The following is an 18,711-nucleotide window of genomic DNA, read 5'->3' on the forward strand; positions in this document are numbered from 1 at the left end:
TTAATCTTTTAAGTTTTTCGCGTTATATTGTTCTAAATCAGGACGATCATTACTCGTTTTTAATCGAGTTGTTTCCGTATATTTAATGCCGCCAGATTGATAATATTTTTGTGAAATAAACTGATCATCTGCTGATGTTGAATTGTTTGTACTCACATCTACTTTATTCACTTGTATAGGCTTATTAATCTCAACAGTCTTTTGATTTGTTAACAATGGAGCTGGATTCGATTTCGTACTGATTCTTGTTGTTTCGGTATACGTTAATCCGCCAGATTGATAATATTTCTGTGCAATGTAGTCATCAGTTACAATGACCTTTTCAGATTGATTCGTAATATTTTCCTGATCCAATGCTGTATCAAAATTTGTATTTGGCATAAACCCAGTTGAATTCATAAAATTCGGAATCAACTTCGATGTGGCCTGCTGAGTTATAAAATCAACGCCTTGCGTACGAATCATATCTAGTGATTGAGAAGGATTTACTGCCATTTGGCTTATAGTCTTCAATTGATCAGGACTTAAACCTAAATTTAATTTTTCTGAAATTCCACCTAAAGTAGAACTTGCCACTTGATTTTTGAGTTGCCCAACAGTTTGGTCTGCTAGACCTTTTAAAGCATTCTTGCCTATATCCTTTAAATTCATACTATCAAGTTGAGTCAAATTATTTTTAACTTGAGCCATTAAATTCTGACCCAGCTGATTTAAGCTCGAGTTCACAAAATTAGATGCACCAGGAATTACTGCATCTGCCCAATCATAACTTCGCGAAAAATGACTTGATAATGCCCAAGGACTTCGCTCATCTTTATCAAAAATCACTTGTGCACCACCAGGAGCAATTCCTGTTACTTGAGCAAAACCATTCGCATCTAATTTCCCTGTTATTGTCTTCCCAAGAGAGTCAATAACTTTATATCCAGCTCCTTTAAAGAATTCACTTCCACCATAACTTCTTAAAAGATTCAATGCGCCTTTTAACGGTTGCATTGTTGGCAATTGAGCTGAAGTACTTACACTCGCTCCCGGCTTAAATAAATGCTGCCCCGCTTTGACTTCAAACTTACCAGCTGTGGTCGGTAAAACTCCCGAACTGCTAATTTCAATCTGTGAGCCGCCACCGATCAACACTATTTTTTTTGCCGCTTTAATTTCAATTCGATCTTCCGTGGAAATAATCTGCACACCCTTTCTAGCAATCAGATCAGCACCATCCCCTTGAGCTTGAATCTCGATCTTGCCTTTGCCTGCATACAGTCGTGCCCCTTCTTGCGCTGCAAATAAACTGATCTTTTTGCTGGCATGTCCGATGATGCTGTCTTGCGTGCTGGTGTTGTTAATGCTTCCTTGTGCAATCTGGTTGATCTGCCCATCTGCACTGAGGTGGATGTCTTCGTTACTTTCTACGGCAATTGAACTTGGTGAAGCCAAGAGCATGATCGCTTGTTTGAAAGCTGCGGCTTTGCTTTGGTCTTCGCTCTCTAAGTTCTTGAGATAGCCCTGTAGGTTTTCGAGTAAGCTGAGTGGATCAGTTTGTTGATTTTTTGCCACTTCACTTAAGGCTTTGGCGTTGTTTAAGCTACTTTCGAGTTGTTGTTTGGCTTCGCTTGCATCTAAATGGTTTGCTTTGGCTTGTTCTTGTTTGTAGGTGGAGATGAGTATGCCTTCGCCCGCTCGTACTGCACCCCATTGGTCAGTTCTGAGTTCGAAGCCTTCGCCTCGTCCTTCACTTTCTGCGGTTGCTTTGGGATGACTGAGATTCCCTAGGTTAAGTTGGCTCGCCCCGTGGGTGTTTTGCAGTTGGGTGGAGATTTGTCCTGTGGTGTCATCAAAGCGGAGTTGTCCATAACCTTCGCCTTGGACTTCTTTACTTTTAATCCCTGCGAGTTTTTTTGTGTCCGGCAGTTGGCCTTGACTGTCAAATCGGGTTGGGCTGCGTTGGGCTTCATGTAGGCGGCCCACCACAAAGGGACGGTCGATGTTGCCGTCAAAGAAGTCGATAACCACGATTTCATTGATTCGAGGAAGGAAGCGTGCGCCATAGCCTTCGCCTGCCCATGGGGTCAGTACATCGACCCAAGCTGAATCGGTATCGTTGTTGTTACTGCCTGCACCGCCATCAAATTGGTGGTCTTCTGCTCGGGTAAACAGGAAGCGTACTTTGATGCGTCCCCATTCATCGACATGGATTTCTTCTCCTGCAGGTCCCACCACTTTGGCGCGTTGCGGATGGGTGCTGGGTCGATGTTGTAAGGGGTTGTATTCGGGTACGGTTTTGATGTTGCGTCGTTGTAGGATGAGTTCGCTGGCTTGGCGTTCTTGATCCTTGTGGGTTGCTTGGTTGGTGTTTGTCTTGTGTTTTGGCGTCCATTGGCTGCGTTGTAGCAGTTGTTGGACTTGTTGGTCTAAGTCTTTGGGTAGGTTGTTTTGGTTGTAGTAGCGTTTGCCAACAATGAGGAATTCTTGGTCAGCTCCGCTGTGTTGTGCAATTTCTGGGTGTCCATCGAGTTTGAACCAGTAGCCGACTTGGCTGTCTCTGACGCTGGCTTTGGCGATGAATTGTTTGCTTTGTCCGGCGTAGTAGTCGCTGAGGTGTTGGTTGAGTTTTTCGACTTGGCTGTTGCCTGATGCGGTGGCTTGGTCTTCGCCTTTGAGGTCTTGGATCCATGCAGGGCTGATGTGCCATGCTTGTTCGAGGCCTAGGCTGGCATTGTCTTGGTGGTCACTGTGTTGGTGTTTGCTTTGGACTGAGCCTGCACCTTCTTCTTGTTCGAGGGCTGTGGCTTGCCAGCGTTGTAGGTGGACTGCGGTGGGTTCTAGGCTACGTTGTCCGATAAAGCTGGTGATGCTATCAAATTGTTCTGTCGCATCACTGCGGTGGTAGCGAATGTTGCGTCGGTTAAGGGCTTGGTATTGGCTGTTGTCGTCAATCAGGCGGAGCTTTTGTGCTTCGATCGGGCTGTTGTTGCTCGGTACAATCAGTTGGGCTTCATCAATGAGCCAGTTAATGCCTTCACTGCGTAGTAAGCGAGTCAGAAAGTCGTAGTCGCTTTCGTTGCTTTGCATGATGAAGGGTCGGATGTCGTATTGTTGTTGTAGTCCACTGTGGTCTAGGCTGAGGCTCGAGGCAAAGAGTGGGCTTTTGTTTTGCCATTCTTCAAAGAGGATTTCCACCACTTCGACCACGGATTTATTCATAAATACGCGGCTGTTGCGGCGTTTGTGCCACAAGTTTGTTGCATCGTTGAGCGTGAGTTTGTAGAGGGTCAGTGCCCCATCGCTTTGTCCTTGTGAGGCTTCGGTGATGATACCAGTGGTTCTAAACAGGGTTCCTTGATCAGTGACTTGATCGACGGCCACTTGTGTGCCGATGAATTGTTTGAGTGGAATTAAGGCATTGGTCGAGAGACAGATGAGTTCTGCTTGCACGCCTTCGTTAAGGACATGGCTGCCATCAATGCGTTGTAGGAAGACTTGGCTATTCAGTTGTGAATGACTGAATTGGATGTGGAGGGCTCTGTTTTGGGCGGTTAGGCCGAGCTGTTCCAATGCCGAAAAGATGTTGGCAAGCATGGTTATTATCTGTCTTTTATAATTTAGTAAGGCTAAAGAATTTCTTAATATTTAAACAAAAAACAGACACGATAAACAGGTCCTGTTACACAAAACACCCATTTATTGTGAAATAAAATTACAAATAAAATACAGATTTGATTTAGTAAATAATATAGATCAAGTTAATGATTACAAAAAAAGAGGCTGAAGTGTTAGCATCTTCAACCTCTGTAAACTACAAAACTAAGAACTTCTTATTTAAAGAATATGATTGAACTACTGTCCAGAACGAATGATGTAATCAAACGCTGACAGTGATGCTTTCGCGCCTTCACCAGTGGCAATGATGATTTGTTTATAAGGTACTGTTGTACAGTCACCCGCAGCAAATACACCTTTTACATTGGTTTCGTTGCGATCGTTAATCACAATCTCACCACGGTTGGTTAATTCAACTTGAGTTTCTTTTAAGAAATCCGTGTTGGGTAACAAACCGATTTGTACGAAGATCCCCGCCAATTCGACAGTGTGTTCTTCATCCGTCGCACGGTCTTTGTATTTCAGTGCAGTGACTTGTTTGCCATCACCCACAACTTCTGTAGACAACGCATTTTTGATGACAGTCGTGTTAGGTAAGCTGTTCAATTTATCTTGCAGAACTTGGTCAGCACGTAGTTTGGTATCAAACTCAACTAAAGTGACATGCTCAACAATACCAGCCAAGTCAATTGCCGCTTCAACACCAGAGTTACCACCACCGATCACAGCCACACGTTTACCTTTGAACAATGGGCCATCACAGTGTGGGCAGTACGCAACACCACGGGTTTTGTATTCTTGCTCACCTGGTACATTCATTTCTCTCCAACGTGCACCTGTAGACAGGATGACCGTTTTCGATTCAAGTTTTGCACCATTCTCTAAAGTCACTTCAACTAAACCGTTGGCAGTTTCATCCGCACCTTTGATGTCAGACACACGTTGTAAGTTCATGATGTCGACACCGTATTCACGAACATGTGCTTCCATTTCAGCCGCAAACTTAGGACCTTGCGTCTTTTGCACTGATGTAAAGTTTTCAATGTCCATGGTGTCCATGACCTGACCACCCATGCGCTCAGCAACGATTCCTGTACGGATACCTTTACGAGCCGCATAGATTGCAGATGTGTTACCTGCAGGACCACCACCGATCACAAGCACGTCAAATGCATCTTTGGCATTGAGTTTTTCAGCATCTTTCGCTGCAGAGTTAGTATCGAGCTTCGCAACAATTTCTTCCAATGTCATACGACCTTGACCAATATGTTCGTTGTCTTGGAACACCATTGGGACAGCCATGATTTTGCGTTCTTCTACTTCGTCTTGGAAGAATGCACCATCAATCATGGTTGCAGTTGTGCCAGGGTTGTAGATTGCGATCAAATTAAGTGCTTGAACCACATCTGGACAGTTATGACAGCTTAAAGATACGAATACGTCAAAGTCAGATTTGATTTCTAAAGCTTTGATGGATGCTAATACTTCATCAGATACTTTTGGTGCATAACCAGAAGTTTGTAGCAATGCCAAAATCAAAGAAGTGAACTCATGACCCATTGGTAAACCTGCGAAGAAGACACGCGGTTCTTCACCTGCTTTTGCAATACCAAAGCTCGGCGCACGTTTATTTTGACCATCAAAACGAGCTGTGACGAATGGAGACAGTGCAGCCACTTCTTCCACAAGTTCTTTGATTTTTGCAGATTTGTCTGAATCATTTAAAGTCGCAACCAATTCGATTGGACCCTCAAGGCGTTCTAAAAGCGTTTTTAATTGAGCTGAAGTATTTTGATCTAACATTGCTAACGTCTCCAAAGGAGTAATATTTATTTGATAAAGCTATATTAGAAGAAATACAAAAATAGGTAAAACAGTTAGTTTGCATAAAGACTATCGAAAAATTGAATTAAAAAATCATTCATTTAAAAATAAATGATTCTTTTATGATGGTCGTAACAGTACAAACTTTAACTATATCTCCAAACGTTGAGTGATCGTTTGAATTCTGCTTTTAAAACTACGAGCTAATCCAAAGAAAATAAGCATTAACAATAACATGATGGCTGAGAACACCATTAATATCATCTTGACGACTTCTGAAATTTGTCGTGCCTGATTTGCCCGATGATCTATCGCTTTTGCCCAAGGAGTAATAGATTGACCATAAACTTGTTGCTGCATTGACCATAACTGCTCTGCATTAAAACCATATTCGACAAACTGTTTTTCATTTCTTTCAGCTTGCGCAAGTCGAGCTAAATATGTAGTTGCTAGCTTGGTATCTTCAGGTTTGTGAATCAAAGCCACTTGCGCAAGGACGTAGGCTTGTATAATTGGATTGACCTGTTGTTCAGTCATGATGACAGCAATCTGACTTTCATGAATCGATTTATCATAATGACTTAATTGATATTGTTGTTCCAACGACTCATCATTCAAGTCATATTGAACATAGGTCAAACCTGACCAAATTAAAATGACAGCAATGAACCAACCAACAAACTTAAGTACAAATGATTGAAAGCGCACATAGAAAAAACGTATTTTCTTTAAAAAATGAACGATAAAAAAAGCACCAATGACTGAGCTAAATACTTTTAGAATGAACCAACCTAACCAAGATATCAAATTAAAAAAATAGTCAGGCTGATGTTGGTAAACGTTTACGACTTCATCTAAACTATGTGGCAAATGAAGCTGCTGAACAGTTTCACTCATACCCATAAAACCATAAATCATGTCCTGATGAATAAAAAGCGACACAACTGAAATAATGAGTACACTGGTACTCAAAAATCCCCATAAATTAAGTATGCGATTTCGTTTGTACAATTCAGGCAATCTTTTCTGAATCTCAGTCTGCGCCACAAGATATTCATTGGTTTTATTCAAATTTAAACCTCAAGAAATTAGTGTTTTGGCTGATTTTGACTCGAATCCAAAACAAGTTGTTGAAGATTTCCTTGCAAAGCCTTAATACGGATTGATGCCTCTTCACGTTTTTGCATCCCTTCTTTCTGAATACTAATAACATCATTCACTGTTTTAATGAGGGTATTTTGAACATGTTCAAGTGTTTCAATGTCAATCACTGAGCGTTGATTTGCTCGAGCAGTATCTACTGAGTTCTGGTGTAATAAATCTGCATTTCGTTTAAGTAACTCATTCGTCGCATCATCAATAGTATTAGCCAATTGGACGCTATTTTTTTGTTCCTGTAATGAAATCGCTAAACTAATTTGATTTTTCCAGGCAGGAAGCGTGATATTTTTTATCGCATAAAACTTATCAACCAACATTGAATTATTTGATTGAATAATTCGAATCATCGGTAATGTCTGCATCGCAGATTGTTGCAATACCTGTAAATCACTCACTCTTTTTTCCAAGTTGTTTGCTAAGTGATTTAAGTCGTAGATTTTTTGATTAGTTTGCGCATCTTGTTCTAGCGTACTTAATTCAGCTATTTGCTCCAGAACTTCTTGTTGTTTAATTTTCCCTGCAGCAATATAAACCCCTAATTGTTTATATTCGTCCTGCACACCATCAAACATACGATCCAATGTATTTACACGGTCTTTTAACCCTTGTTGAGAGGTTTCAATTTCTTTAACTAAAGCATCTATTTGTTCTTTAGTGGTATTGAACTTTTGATCAAAACTCTGTTTAGCACCCTTAAATCGATTTAAGATACTACCCAAGAAGCCTGAACTTTTAGCAGGACTTAAAATACTGTTTGTATTGAGCTGTTGAGCCACTGTAACGACTTCATTTAACTTTTGACCTGTTGCATCCAAATCTTTATTTTTAACTAGATCCAGTAATTCATCCGTATAAGTCGCTGTTTTAGTCGCGATATTTTTCCCATATTCAGCAACCGTAGCATGATTCATATCAGCTAGTTCTTGGTGAACTGATTCGACTGCTGCAAGGTCTGACGTCGTCAACCCAATTTCTTTTAAATCTAACTTGGAAAACTTTTCCTCCGTAGAGATTAAGCTTAAGGATTCATTTTTCTTTTGAATTGGAAAATCAGACATAACACACCTTATTCTTTAATTAGTGATTTTTTTAGAGATCGAATCAGTTGTTCGCGACTTTGATCTAACTTTTCAATATCGACTGCGCCATTTTTAATTTGAGTTTGCTCAAGATGATATTGCCAAGCTGGGATTAATACTTGCTGCGCTTCACGAAAACGATCCGTCAGAGTTAATGAAAGTTGTTGAGTCAATTGCATTTGCATGAGAGAAATATCATTGTTTGCTTGTACCGACTCTAATGTTTGTATTTTTTTAGCCAATCGCTCCTCAAAGTTATCGAGTGGATGGCGATGATGAGAAAAATCTGTGTATTCTGTTAAAAATTGTCTTGCTGCTTGAATGTAGCGCGCCATTTGCTCTCTTAAACCAACTGCTTGCTGAAATCGAGAACTAGACTTTTGGATTTCAATGTGAATACGTTGGGACAGCTGATCAGCATCTAGAATGAGTCTATCTAAATCACGAATATAAGAAATTTGACCCGCACCGAACTCCAAATCCAGACCTAGCCACTTTTGGAAAGCATTAAATTTTTTTTGTTTTAATTTCTTTTTGGATTGATTCAATTTTTGAATAATATCTGAAATTGTGTCGCTTAATTTTTTATTTAAAGTGGGGTCTATACCTACCAATAGAGCATTTTGTGCCTGCACAATATGTTCAGCATATAAATTAAGTTTAGACGAATCAGTCAATAAAGGAACAAGATCATGCCTCTTAATTGATAGCAAATCCGAAGGTTTAACTTCAATTTGATTTAAGGGTATAAGCTCATTAAAAGATGACATTGGTGTAATTTAAGAAAGTGATCAGCAATCTTCAAATGTAGCAATAAACTGTTCAAAATATACTAATTTTTGCAAAATATTACACAAAATCAAACACAAAAAAAGCCAGCAAATGCTGGCTTTTTTATTAATGAGGTTTAGATTTTCTCATTCTAAGCCAACTTAAACCAATGAGTCCTAAAAGCCCAAACCCACCTAGGCTACCCCCTCCACTCGCACGAGAACTTCCAGGCCCTGTTTCCGTATTTAGAACAGCTAATGTTCCCTCACCTGATGAAGCGCCGTCTGCGTCCAATACTGAGTACTTAAGATCATAGGAAAAGACATCCAAATTATTGTTCAACTGAACTCGAATGTTTCCACCATAGCACTTTTTAAAACGGTCATTAGCACATGGCTCTACCCGATCTGCGATAATTGAAACGGGATTCGGTACTCTTGCAAAATAAATTGATACCTCATCCCCATTAGCATTATGGTAAAACTCCTTTTTATTTGGAGGATTGATTGCATTTCTGTTGCCATCACCAGCATCACTCGCTTCAGCCAGTAAATTTACACTGATTTGAGTCGATTTTTTTGGATTGATTGTATATTCCACACGTTCAGGAACAGTTGGCACGATATTGATAAAATTACCAATTAAATATGCACTTGATGTTTTTTTACTGTCGCTTTTTGAAGTAAGCGTATATGTACAGAATTCAGAGTCTCCACTCGGTGTTATGCGACCATCTGTTCTATACATCACTATCTGCTTAAGCTGCGGTTTCCACTCACATTTCAACCGATCATCAAACTTACCTAAGAACGTTTTATCGATATCTAATTTCCCAACTCCCACAACCTCAACTTTGACATCATAATTATCAACATTAAGATGCTCAATTTTTCGCACCTTACCATCAGGAGAAACAAATTCATCCGGTAAATTCAATTTAAATGGATCGAACAAAATTGGACGATATTGATTAAGATTATTTAACTCATTCAAAAATGCTTTTTGATCGGTGAGCTCCTTATTATAATAATCAATCACTTCTTCTTTGGTTTCAGGATCGGCAATAGCTTCTTCGAATGCTTTAATTCTATTCTCAGTTGATTGCTTTATCTGAACCAGTGATTCATTTGCTTTACTTAAATTGGAAACAGTCAACTTTAATGTTTCTATCGCACCAATATCGCAAGTATTGGGAGTCGCATCTAAACTGTTGAGCGAGTCCAATCCAATCCGATTAATACCTCGTTGATCAAGCAGCGAACAACCATCAGTACCAAAATCAACTAAATCTGTACCACTAGAATTAATCTTCGGAAAAAAGACAGGATGAAAGTTAGTATTCTCATCATTAACTGGTAACGATGTTGAAAACAGATCATTGATACTCAATTGACTAACATCAAGACTATTTTTTTGTGCATTTTCTGACGCTTTTGCTGGTAGATCACAGTCTATAGATGGATTACTCAGTGGAATAGCATTTGCCAATAATTCAATACCTGCTGACTCAACTTGGCTCACATCACCGTGACTATATATACAGGCTTTAGCCTGATTAAAACCTATCACATTATGATTTAAGGCTTTTGCACCTGTATTTCCATACCAAAGCACAGATCGCGCGGTATTCGCGATAATCGTATTACTATCGAGCTTCAAAATAGAATTGGGACTCAAATTTATTTGCCCCCCATCTGTTAAACGATCACTAAATTGAAAAATTTGACCTTGTGTAGTATTTAATACATTGGAAGAGATTGTATTTGCTTGCAATTGAGTTGTAGGTTCACCACAAAATGAGAATAAACTGTTTGAAGCTGTATTTCCATTTTCGGTAATAGACATACGGGATAAATCAATCTTACGACGTGTGAACACAAGATTATCCAAACAAGACATCGCGATAACAGCGCCATGCTGAGCTGTATTACCACTCACCCACCCGACTGAATAACTTAAAGAGCTATCACTGTCATTCAAAAATATCGCTCCACCTCTTAATGCAGAAGAGCTAGTGATATTTACATTATATAAATCAGTCTCGCCTCCCAATAGCAAAGCGCCACCGTTGGTAGATGATTTACCATTTCTCAGCTCTATATTTCTTAAACTCAAACTCGGTCGATTTAGATTGGTCGTATTGAAAATGCGATGTGTATTTTGACCATTAATTATAGTTTGAATTTTAGTTTGCGCAGGATAACTATTTGAAATGACATTCGGTTTGGAATAATCGACAGGCTCTTTACCCCTAATAATCACTGAAGAAGTTGGCTGAAGCTCTGCATTCAAGCTATAGGTACCAGCTTCAAGCTGAATAATGTCAGTTTGTACTCGATCCGTATTACCTTTAGAACAACCTCCATAAGCTCGATTAATCGAAGCAGCCGTCAACGCTTCTCTGAGTGAACACTTTACATCATTAGTACCGTCTTCATCATCAAAGGTAGTGACATAAATTATTGTATCTTCAGCAGCCATCAAGGACATTGCAGAAAGGACTGCTAAGGTCAAAAAAGCTTTTCTACTTTTCAACATACGATTCCCTTATTATTTTTTTCTACGTATCGCGATTAAAGTCATCAGACCTAATACGGAGATTAGACCTAGCCCCCCACCAGAAGTTTTTACTTTATCGCTTGTATAAGTATCTCTGGGGTCTTGTTTAATGACAGTTGGAATTTCGATATAAGGATTCATTGACTCATTCAATTGACGTGTAGATACAACGACCAAAACTTTAAAATCATCAGTTCCGTGCCAATTCCCTTGAGGTGTATAAGTAAACTCTCCATTTTGGAGTAGTTCAGCTTTACCTTTACTAGGAGAGTTATTTTGTTGGATGATCATACAGCCCGCTTGCCATTCTTCTTTTTTGGGATGAGGTCCAACTAAGGCATCACATTGACTAGCAGGTATTAGCTCACCATCTCCTAGAAAATCATTAATATTTAACTTAACAATTTCTCCATAAAATATATCCTTGCCAAATCTGCCTGAAGACGTACTTGACTGAATAAGTTCGATTGCGCCTCGATCACACAAAATACGATCCTTACGTGTGTTGCCACGCTGATCAACTGTTTCACATGATGTACCATTTGAATCTGGTCCACGATTAATGATCGGAGAGTCTGTTAGTTGTCGATAACTAGGCAACACTCTTGGGCGGAAATATCCTAAAGCATAGCCAGAATAGACTTTGAACGGACATAAAATGCCAGATGAATTAACATCACATTCACCTTCTACATCAGTCCCAGCTAATAATGTGCGCTCGCCCAGTTTTTCTGAAGCTGTGCCCTCACAACCAAAACCATATAAATTATTGTTTAAATTTGATTGATCTATTGCAGTCTCTACACGACAGTCTCGATTGCCATTTTTTGCAATTATATTGTTAGTAAGCGATGCCTTCTTAAACGGTGCATTAAAAATCAAGCCAAAATCATTAAAGACCAGCGTATTGTTATTAAGTGCAATACCATCCTTCACATTGATAATATAGCCCTTATTATTAAAAATTGTTGAATTGATCACTTTGGCATAATTGAGATTGGTCACCTTAGTTTCATCTTCACTCAACAGTTTATGGCTATAAATTGCGAAACCTTCTGAATCTGTTGTTTTATTACCTTTAATAACAGAAGCACTAATGTCAAAATCAGGATATTCACTATACAAAACAGCACCTTGTTGTGCTTGATTGTTTTCCAATAACGAATTAACTAAATTCACTCGGGCGGAACGAATTTTGCTGGTTTCGGATTCAATAAATGATTCAACATTATAAATCGCACCGCCAAAATTCGCTTTACCATTGATAAGATGGCTCTTATCAAATTTTAGCCGTTCATAATTGAGAATTAACCCACCTTTGTCTTTGCATACAGATGCGGCACAACCTTGAAAGGTAATTTCGTAAAATTCCACACCAATTGCAGCATCTCTAATTTCATCATCAGCTTTAGGACGAATTCGCTCAATATGGAAAATTCGATCAGTACCCTTCATTGTTATGACGGCATTTTTTGTACCAGGAATATCGTCAACAATGGTAGTTTCATACTGCGTTCTAAAAACCATCGGTTTAGAGATGCGAACTTGCTCGTTTAGGAGATATTCTTTCGTAGATAAGATAATATTATCTGTGGCATCTTTACCACCACAGCCATTGAGACCTGCTTCAGGTTTACCCTGATTAATATATTCAATTGCTTCACGCAACGAACATTGATCATCATTTTTGGTGATATCTTCAGTGGTCGTAACCACAATATCTGCACTGAATACATGCCCTGTTGCACACAACAATACAAGACCTAAGCCCCGTCTGAGCATTACCATCTCCTTAATTTTTCTTTATTTTTTTAAGTAGCGAACTTTAATTATGTAGCGCTATTTGTCCATTTTGACTAATCTGTCACAAATTTTTAGAATTCTCAATTATTTTTAAGTAAAAAATTGCCGAGTTCAGATAAAGTCTACATTTTGAGTTTTGAATAACATTTAAAAAGCATTTAAGCACTATACTGATCGATGAGCGCGTAGATTTGCTTAAGGGTTGCGTTGGATAGCTTAACTTTTTCACCCTGTAGTAACTTTGATAATTGATCAACCGTTTGTAATAAGGTACTGGTCTGTATCGGGCCATTGGTCAGCAGATAATCAATAATTAAAGGATCAAAATGCACACCTTTACGATCTAACACAGAATGTAATAAGGCATAGCGGTCAGCGTAGGATTGACCTGTTGGCACTTTAACACTCACCGCTTGAGTTAATCTCGACTGAAGATCTGGTAATTCAAGTTTCAATTCAATTGGCGCAGATCTAGATGAAAAGACTAGTTGTCCTCCACCATCATTATTATTATTTATTAAATGAAATACCGCCTTTTGCCAATGCGGTACACCACTAATCGCTTCAATATCGTCTAGAGCGACCAAATCATAGCGATCCAATGAAGTAATCGCCTCAATTGGAGCATCGAGCAATTCTAGCAATGAAACTTTAATTGCAGATTTCCCCACATCTAGATATGAGTCACATATCGCAGTTAATAAGTGACTCTTACCTGTGCCCGCACCGCCATAAAGGTAAAATCGATTCATTAATCCAGCATGAAGTTGGCGAACTGCATCAATGACGGGTCCCCAACCTGGGCCGGAAAAATCACTGATCCGTGCATCAAGTTGAGGTTCTATATCAAGTTGCAGTTGCCGCATAAATGCTTGGTCACCTTAAGGTTCTTTATTTTGTTTCTGCACATCGATTTTCTCAGATGTTGCAATATCTTGTTGATTATTGATTGATTGTGGTTTGAGATCAAGCTCAATATCAACCTGATCGGTTTGGATTGTAATTTCACCACCACCATGATCAGCTACGGCAACAGGTGGCGTACCATAAATTGTACTCCTTTCATAAGTGTCACGTGCATGTCGAAGCAGTACCACGATTACAGCTGCAACAGGTAATGCAATCAACATACCCAAGAAACCAGCCAATTGTGCACCAGCCAATACAGCGAATACGACCGCTACTGGAGAAAGACCAATTTTATCTCCCAATAAGAATGGCTGAAGCACATAACCTTCAACAGCTTGCCCTACCATGAACACCACTGCAACTAAAAGGAGTTGAGTCCAATCCATACCAAATTGAAAGAAAGTTGCTATCACAGCAGCAATAATTCCTACTGCAAATCCTAAATATGGGATGATACTTGCCAAGCCTGCAATCATGCCAATAATCAAACCAACTTCCAGACCAATCAGTTGTAAACCAACAGCATAAACAATCCCCAAAAGGATCATCACGAGGAATTGTCCTTTTACAAATGCACCTAGTACGCTATGGCATTCACCTACGATTTCAAGCGTTGAAGCTTCATAAGGACGTGGAATGAGTCGACGCAAACTATTGAGCATTCGATCCCAATCTAAGAGGAAATAAAATGCAATAATTGGAATCAGTACAATTGTCCCACCAATCTGAATAAAATTCAGACCAGATTGTGCCAATTTGAGTGCCATCGCTTGGATACTGTCAGCACTATAATTGGTTTGAACATACTCCATAACAGCTGCTGAAATCTGGTCTACATCTAATTCTAGTGGCACTATATTGAAAGTATCTGATAACCACGGTAAGAAGCTATAATTTACCCAATGAACTACTTTCGGGATACTGGATTTAGCATACATTAGCTGTTCCCAAATTAATGGAACCAAATACCACATTGCCCATGTGATCACAACGCCAATACCAATAAATACCAAACTGATAGACAACCAACGAGGTAAACCTATCTTATGCAATCGATCAACCAATGGACTGAAAAGATAAGCTATTAAAAATGCACCAATAAATGGGATTACGACCGGTTTTAATAAGTATAAAATCCAGAGAAATAAAGCTATCCCTGCAAGGATAAAAACACGGCGTAGGGTACGATCTACCATAGAAACTCGCCTTTTTTAAGATTATTCGTTATGTAAAGGAAAATATTTTAGTAAAGATAACATTTTAGTGCATAAATAACATAAGAGTTTCGTATATTCAGGTTATAATCCCCGCGCGAATGCGGAGACTTCAATATGAGCAACTCAACTTCTACCCCAAACACTGGTTTAAGCTACAAAGATGCAGGTGTCGACATTGAGGCGGGCGACGCGTTAGTCGATCGTATCAAATCTGTCGCTAAACGCACGACTCGTCCTGAAGTAATGGGCGGTCTTGGTGGCTTCGGTGCACTTTGTAAAATTCCTAAAGGTTATGAAGAACCTGTTCTCGTATCTGGCACAGACGGTGTTGGTACAAAATTACGTTTAGCATTGAATTTAAACCGTCATGACACAATTGGTCAGGATTTGGTTGCAATGTGTGTGAACGATTTACTTGTCTGTGGTGCTGAACCACTCTTCTTCCTTGATTACTACGCAACTGGTCACCTCAATGTTGATGTCGCAGCAAATGTAGTGACAGGTATCGGTCAAGGTTGTGAACTTGCTGGATGTGCGTTGGTCGGTGGTGAAACTGCTGAAATGCCAGGCATGTATGAAGGTGAAGATTACGATTTAGCTGGTTTCTGTGTAGGTGTTGTAGAACAAAGTAAAATTATTGATGGCTCTAAAGTTAAAGCTGGTGACGTATTAGTTGGTGTTGCTTCAAGCGGCGCACACTCTAATGGCTACTCTCTTCTTCGTAAAATTTTAGATGTAAAAAATGTTGATTTAACTCAAATTGTTGATGGTCGTCCACTTGCTGATGTTGCAATGGAGCCAACTCGTATCTACGTTAAACCTATTTTAGAGCTTCTCAAACAGGTTGATGTTCACGCGATGGCACACATCACAGGTGGCGGTTTACCAGGTAACTTACCTCGCGTATTACCAAATGGTGCCCAAGCTGTAGTAAACGAATCTTCTTGGGAATGGCCTGAGCTGTTCAAACTTCTTCAACGTGAAGGTGGTGTAGAACAATTTGAAATGTACCGCACATTCAACTGTGGCGTAGGTATGGTTCTAGTTGTTGATGCTGCTGAAGCTGATAAAACAGTTGAAATCTTAAATCAACTCGGTGAAAAAGCATGGACAATGGGCCACATTGTTGACAATGCTGAATCTGTCGAAGGTGCAGACGAAAAAATTCGTGTGATCTTCGCTTAATCAGTTTATTGTTAAAACATGATTAAAATTGCTGTTTTAGTATCAGGTAACGGATCAAACCTACAAGCATTAATCGATGCAAACCTTTCAGGTCAAATCGTCGGTGTGATCTCGAATAAACCTGCTGCTTACGCACTTGAGCGTGCTGCTCATGCCAACATTGCAACTGCAGTGATTGAACATAAAAACTTCCCAGATCGTGAAGCATTTGATGATGTTATGCACCAGCAACTGCTCGACTGGGAAGCTGATCTTGTGGTTTTAGCGGGGTTTATGCGCATTTTAAGTGCTAAGTTCGTTAAAGCATGGGAGGGTAAAATGATCAATATCCACCCCTCTCTGCTGCCAAATTACAAAGGAATGCATACACATCAACGTGTATTGAATACTGGTGATCTATGGCATGGTTGCACAGTACATTATGTCACTGCAGAACTAGATGCAGGTCAAGCACTTGCTCAAGGCGTACTCAAAGTTTCTCACCATGATAATGTTGCATCTTTAGCAGATCGTGTACATCAACTTGAACATTTAATTTATCCTCAAGTTGTAGAATGGATTTGTAATCAAACCATTCAAGTCACATCCGAAGGCGTGCACTATAAAAATCAAATTTTGAAAGATCCAATACAGTTCTGTCATATTTGATTTAAAAAACGCAGCTTAGGCTGCGTTTTTTAGTGGCGTCAAAATAGTTTTTAAATGCGCAGCTAATTGCTCAGGATGTTCAAGTGGGAACATGTGCCCACCTTCAAAAATACTAAAAGGCACACCAAACTTTTTCCTCACTTTATGAGGGAATTTACGTGCTAAGAATGGACCTTCAGAAGCAACAATTAATTGAGTTGGAACTTTGAGCTTAGGTTGAGGCAGCCACCATAATGAAGGATTGGTTCTAAAAATATCCACTTCAATAGATTTTGGAATCGCCAATTCAACGCCGCCACGCGTTGGATCTTCAACTAATGCAAATTGAATATAGTTATTAAAACATTGCTCATCAAATGCTGCATATAATGCTTTGGGTCGAAGTAATGTTGCAGCCTGCTCACGACTATCCCAGTGATCACGTCGACGTTTAGACAATGCCGCTGGCGACATTTGATCCACTACTTTTAACTTTAAAGACTTTGCAATATGCATAGCAAATGATTCTAGCCCCATAATAAGAGGTGGATCGAGAAGAATAGTTTGACTAAAAAGTTCTGGGCATTTCAACGCAGCTTTGAACGTCAAAACTCCTCCTAAGGAGTGCCCGATACCAATCACTTTACGACCATGGGATTTCTGAACAATATTATCAATCACTTGCTGTGTCATACTTTCCCAGTGTTGATCTACAGGATAACGTTGATCAACACCAAGATTGGTCGTATAAATCACATCGAATTGATCAGACAAAGCATCAAAAAATTTTTGATAAACTTTCGATGGAACCCCGTTGGCATGAGCAAAATGGATCAATGGTTTCATTGGATTCGATTCACCTGCTCAGATTGAATCTGCTTGGAAATTGAAGAAGCAAAACCTTGACCAATTTCACTTCCAAGTCGTCCAAGCACAGAATCAAAGGGGCTGCGTTGAATAGTATAATCTACCGTTTTTTCGACTTTTAATTCACGTTTCAGTGTGTGAATACTGCCAATCCGATCTGCGATACCGAGCTTCACAGCCTGCTCACCAGTCCAAAACAAACCTGAAAATATAGCAGGGTCTTGCGATTTCAATTTATTGCCACGACCTTTTTTGACTGCATCAATAAAATGTTGATGAACATTATCCAATACACCTTGTACGTGTGCACGTTGTGCAGGATCAACTGGTTGTGTCATCGACAATAATGCTTTGTTCTCACCTGAAGTCATGGTGCGATCTTCAACGCCAAGTTTTTGCATCAAACCACTCACTCCATAGTTTGGCATAATGACGCCAATTGAGCCGACTAAACTTGATGGATTAACAATAATTTCATCCGCTGCAGACGCAATGTAATATGCACCTGAAGCACCTGTGTCACCAATTAATGCATAAAGTTTTTTATCTTTATAAACCGACTTTAAATATTGGATCTCTTGCCAAATTTCATCAGACTGAACTGGAGATCCACCCGGAGAGTTAATATTTAAAACAACAGCTTGCGATTGCTTGCTTTCAAATGCTTTTTTCAAACCTTTGATCGTATCTGCACTATTCACACTTTGCTGGTCTGCAGCAATCGTTCCTACAATATCGACTGTAGCAATATGCTGTGATGACACCGCACTATCAGTGGAAGTCGTTGAACAACTTTTCCCCATGACCAAAACTATAAACAACAGATATGCGAAAGTAAGAAATTTAAAAAAGATTCCCCAACGTCTTGCACGTCTCTGTTCTTCTACAGATGCGAGAACAGCTTTTTCTAAAATTTGCCATTCTTTTCCGTTCGGTTGGTTATTTGGTTTTTGATTTTCATTTTGTGGTTCAGGCGGCCAAGCGGACATACATACCATCCAAATTAAATTTAAGCTGACATTATATACAAGGAATGAGGTCAAACTATTTATAAGTCAAGATTTAACATATAATAAACCCAAATCACAATATTCTATGAACTTACCAAA

The 18,711-nt window shown here is 39.5% G+C and carries 13 protein-coding genes; 2 read left to right on the forward strand and 11 right to left on the reverse strand.

Annotated elements, in window-relative coordinates:
• The 9 genes from AC1M9E_RS09460 to cxpE all read right to left on the reverse strand — a co-directional run bounded on the left by AC1M9E_RS09460 (nucleotide 1) and on the right by cxpE (nucleotide 14,902).
• A complete protein-coding gene (locus AC1M9E_RS09460; RefSeq protein WP_488224723.1) occupies nucleotides 1-3,579 on the reverse strand; it encodes a type VI secretion system Vgr family protein in 3,579 nt (1,192 codons plus the stop codon).
• Between the two features lie 258 nt (nucleotides 3,580-3,837).
• Nucleotides 3,838-5,403, reverse strand: a complete 1,566-nt coding sequence (gene ahpF / locus AC1M9E_RS09465; RefSeq protein ID WP_481590248.1) for an alkyl hydroperoxide reductase subunit F — start codon at nucleotides 5,401-5,403, stop codon at nucleotides 3,838-3,840.
• A gap of 171 nt (nucleotides 5,404-5,574) precedes the next feature.
• Nucleotides 5,575-6,495 (reverse strand): hypothetical protein, encoded by a 921-nt coding sequence (locus tag AC1M9E_RS09470; protein WP_481593039.1) that lies wholly within the window; start codon nucleotides 6,493-6,495, stop codon nucleotides 5,575-5,577.
• A 17-nt stretch (nucleotides 6,496-6,512) separates the two neighbouring features.
• Complete coding sequence (locus AC1M9E_RS09475; protein ID WP_488224724.1) at nucleotides 6,513-7,643, reverse strand: toxic anion resistance protein; 1,131 nt, start codon at nucleotides 7,641-7,643, stop codon at nucleotides 6,513-6,515.
• A gap of 8 nt (nucleotides 7,644-7,651) precedes the next feature.
• The gene (locus AC1M9E_RS09480) at nucleotides 7,652-8,434 is read right to left on the reverse strand and encodes a tellurium resistance protein (RefSeq protein ID WP_488224725.1); all 783 of its coding nucleotides are present in this window, start codon (nucleotides 8,432-8,434) and stop codon (nucleotides 7,652-7,654) included.
• Nucleotides 8,435-8,561: 127 nt separating this feature from the next.
• The gene (locus AC1M9E_RS09485; protein WP_488224726.1) at nucleotides 8,562-10,973 is read right to left on the reverse strand and encodes a CSLREA domain-containing protein; all 2,412 of its coding nucleotides are present in this window, start codon (nucleotides 10,971-10,973) and stop codon (nucleotides 8,562-8,564) included.
• Between the two features lie 12 nt (nucleotides 10,974-10,985).
• A complete protein-coding gene (gene rbtA, locus AC1M9E_RS09490; RefSeq protein WP_488224727.1) occupies nucleotides 10,986-12,776 on the reverse strand; it encodes a rhombotarget A in 1,791 nt (596 codons plus the stop codon).
• Between the two features lie 179 nt (nucleotides 12,777-12,955).
• Nucleotides 12,956-13,663: a DnaA regulatory inactivator Hda gene (gene hda, locus AC1M9E_RS09495; RefSeq protein WP_035266869.1), complete on the reverse strand. Its 708-nt coding sequence runs from the start codon at nucleotides 13,661-13,663 to the stop codon at nucleotides 12,956-12,958.
• A gap of 15 nt (nucleotides 13,664-13,678) precedes the next feature.
• Entirely contained in the window at nucleotides 13,679-14,902 is a 1,224-nt protein-coding gene (cxpE, locus tag AC1M9E_RS09500; protein WP_481951984.1) for a chloramphenicol efflux transporter CxpE, read from the reverse strand.
• A gap of 135 nt (nucleotides 14,903-15,037) precedes the next feature.
• On the opposite strand from cxpE, the gene purM reads away from it, so the two are divergent.
• The gene (purM, locus tag AC1M9E_RS09505; RefSeq protein WP_035266866.1) at nucleotides 15,038-16,108 is read left to right on the forward strand and encodes a phosphoribosylformylglycinamidine cyclo-ligase; all 1,071 of its coding nucleotides are present in this window, start codon (nucleotides 15,038-15,040) and stop codon (nucleotides 16,106-16,108) included.
• A gap of 18 nt (nucleotides 16,109-16,126) precedes the next feature.
• On the forward strand, nucleotides 16,127-16,756 hold the full coding sequence (gene purN / locus AC1M9E_RS09510) for a phosphoribosylglycinamide formyltransferase (protein ID WP_481595881.1): 630 nt from the start codon (nucleotides 16,127-16,129) through the stop codon (nucleotides 16,754-16,756).
• A gap of 15 nt (nucleotides 16,757-16,771) precedes the next feature.
• Here purN and AC1M9E_RS09515 read toward each other — a convergent pair whose 3' ends face one another.
• Both AC1M9E_RS09515 and sppA read right to left on the reverse strand, forming a co-directional pair.
• Nucleotides 16,772-17,581, reverse strand: coding sequence for an alpha/beta fold hydrolase (locus tag AC1M9E_RS09515; protein ID WP_481607608.1), 810 nt, complete (start codon nucleotides 17,579-17,581; stop codon nucleotides 16,772-16,774).
• Nucleotides 17,578-18,591, reverse strand: coding sequence for a signal peptide peptidase SppA (sppA, locus tag AC1M9E_RS09520; protein WP_035266860.1), 1,014 nt, complete (start codon nucleotides 18,589-18,591; stop codon nucleotides 17,578-17,580). Before sppA ends, AC1M9E_RS09515 begins: the two co-directional genes overlap by 4 nt.
• Between the last annotated feature and the right edge of the window lie 120 nt (nucleotides 18,592-18,711).

It is taken from the genome of Acinetobacter sp. 24-47-47, from assembly GCF_057737035.1.

What these genes read in the sequence shown, in the direction of transcription:
- AC1M9E_RS09460 (WP_488224723.1), bottom strand. Translation starts at nt 3,579, where the DNA reads ATGCTTGCCAACATCTTTTCGGCATTGGAACAGCTCGGCCTAACCGCC.
- ahpF (WP_481590248.1), bottom strand. Translation starts at nt 5,403, where the DNA reads ATGTTAGATCAAAATACTTCAGCTCAATTAAAAACGCTTTTAGAACGC.
- AC1M9E_RS09475 (WP_488224724.1), bottom strand. Translation starts at nt 7,643, where the DNA reads ATGTCTGATTTTCCAATTCAAAAGAAAAATGAATCCTTAAGCTTAATC.
- AC1M9E_RS09480 (WP_488224725.1), bottom strand. Translation starts at nt 8,434, where the DNA reads ATGTCATCTTTTAATGAGCTTATACCCTTAAATCAAATTGAAGTTAAA.
- AC1M9E_RS09485 (WP_488224726.1), bottom strand. Translation starts at nt 10,973, where the DNA reads ATGTTGAAAAGTAGAAAAGCTTTTTTGACCTTAGCAGTCCTTTCTGCA.
- rbtA (WP_488224727.1), bottom strand. Translation starts at nt 12,776, where the DNA reads ATGCTCAGACGGGGCTTAGGTCTTGTATTGTTGTGTGCAACAGGGCAT.
- hda (WP_035266869.1), bottom strand. Translation starts at nt 13,663, where the DNA reads ATGCGGCAACTGCAACTTGATATAGAACCTCAACTTGATGCACGGATC.
- cxpE (WP_481951984.1), bottom strand. Translation starts at nt 14,902, where the DNA reads ATGGTAGATCGTACCCTACGCCGTGTTTTTATCCTTGCAGGGATAGCT.
- purM (WP_035266866.1), top strand. Translation starts at nt 15,038, where the DNA reads ATGAGCAACTCAACTTCTACCCCAAACACTGGTTTAAGCTACAAAGAT.
- purN (WP_481595881.1), top strand. Translation starts at nt 16,127, where the DNA reads ATGATTAAAATTGCTGTTTTAGTATCAGGTAACGGATCAAACCTACAA.
- AC1M9E_RS09515 (WP_481607608.1), bottom strand. Translation starts at nt 17,581, where the DNA reads ATGAAACCATTGATCCATTTTGCTCATGCCAACGGGGTTCCATCGAAA.
- sppA (WP_035266860.1), bottom strand. Translation starts at nt 18,591, where the DNA reads ATGTCCGCTTGGCCGCCTGAACCACAAAATGAAAATCAAAAACCAAAT.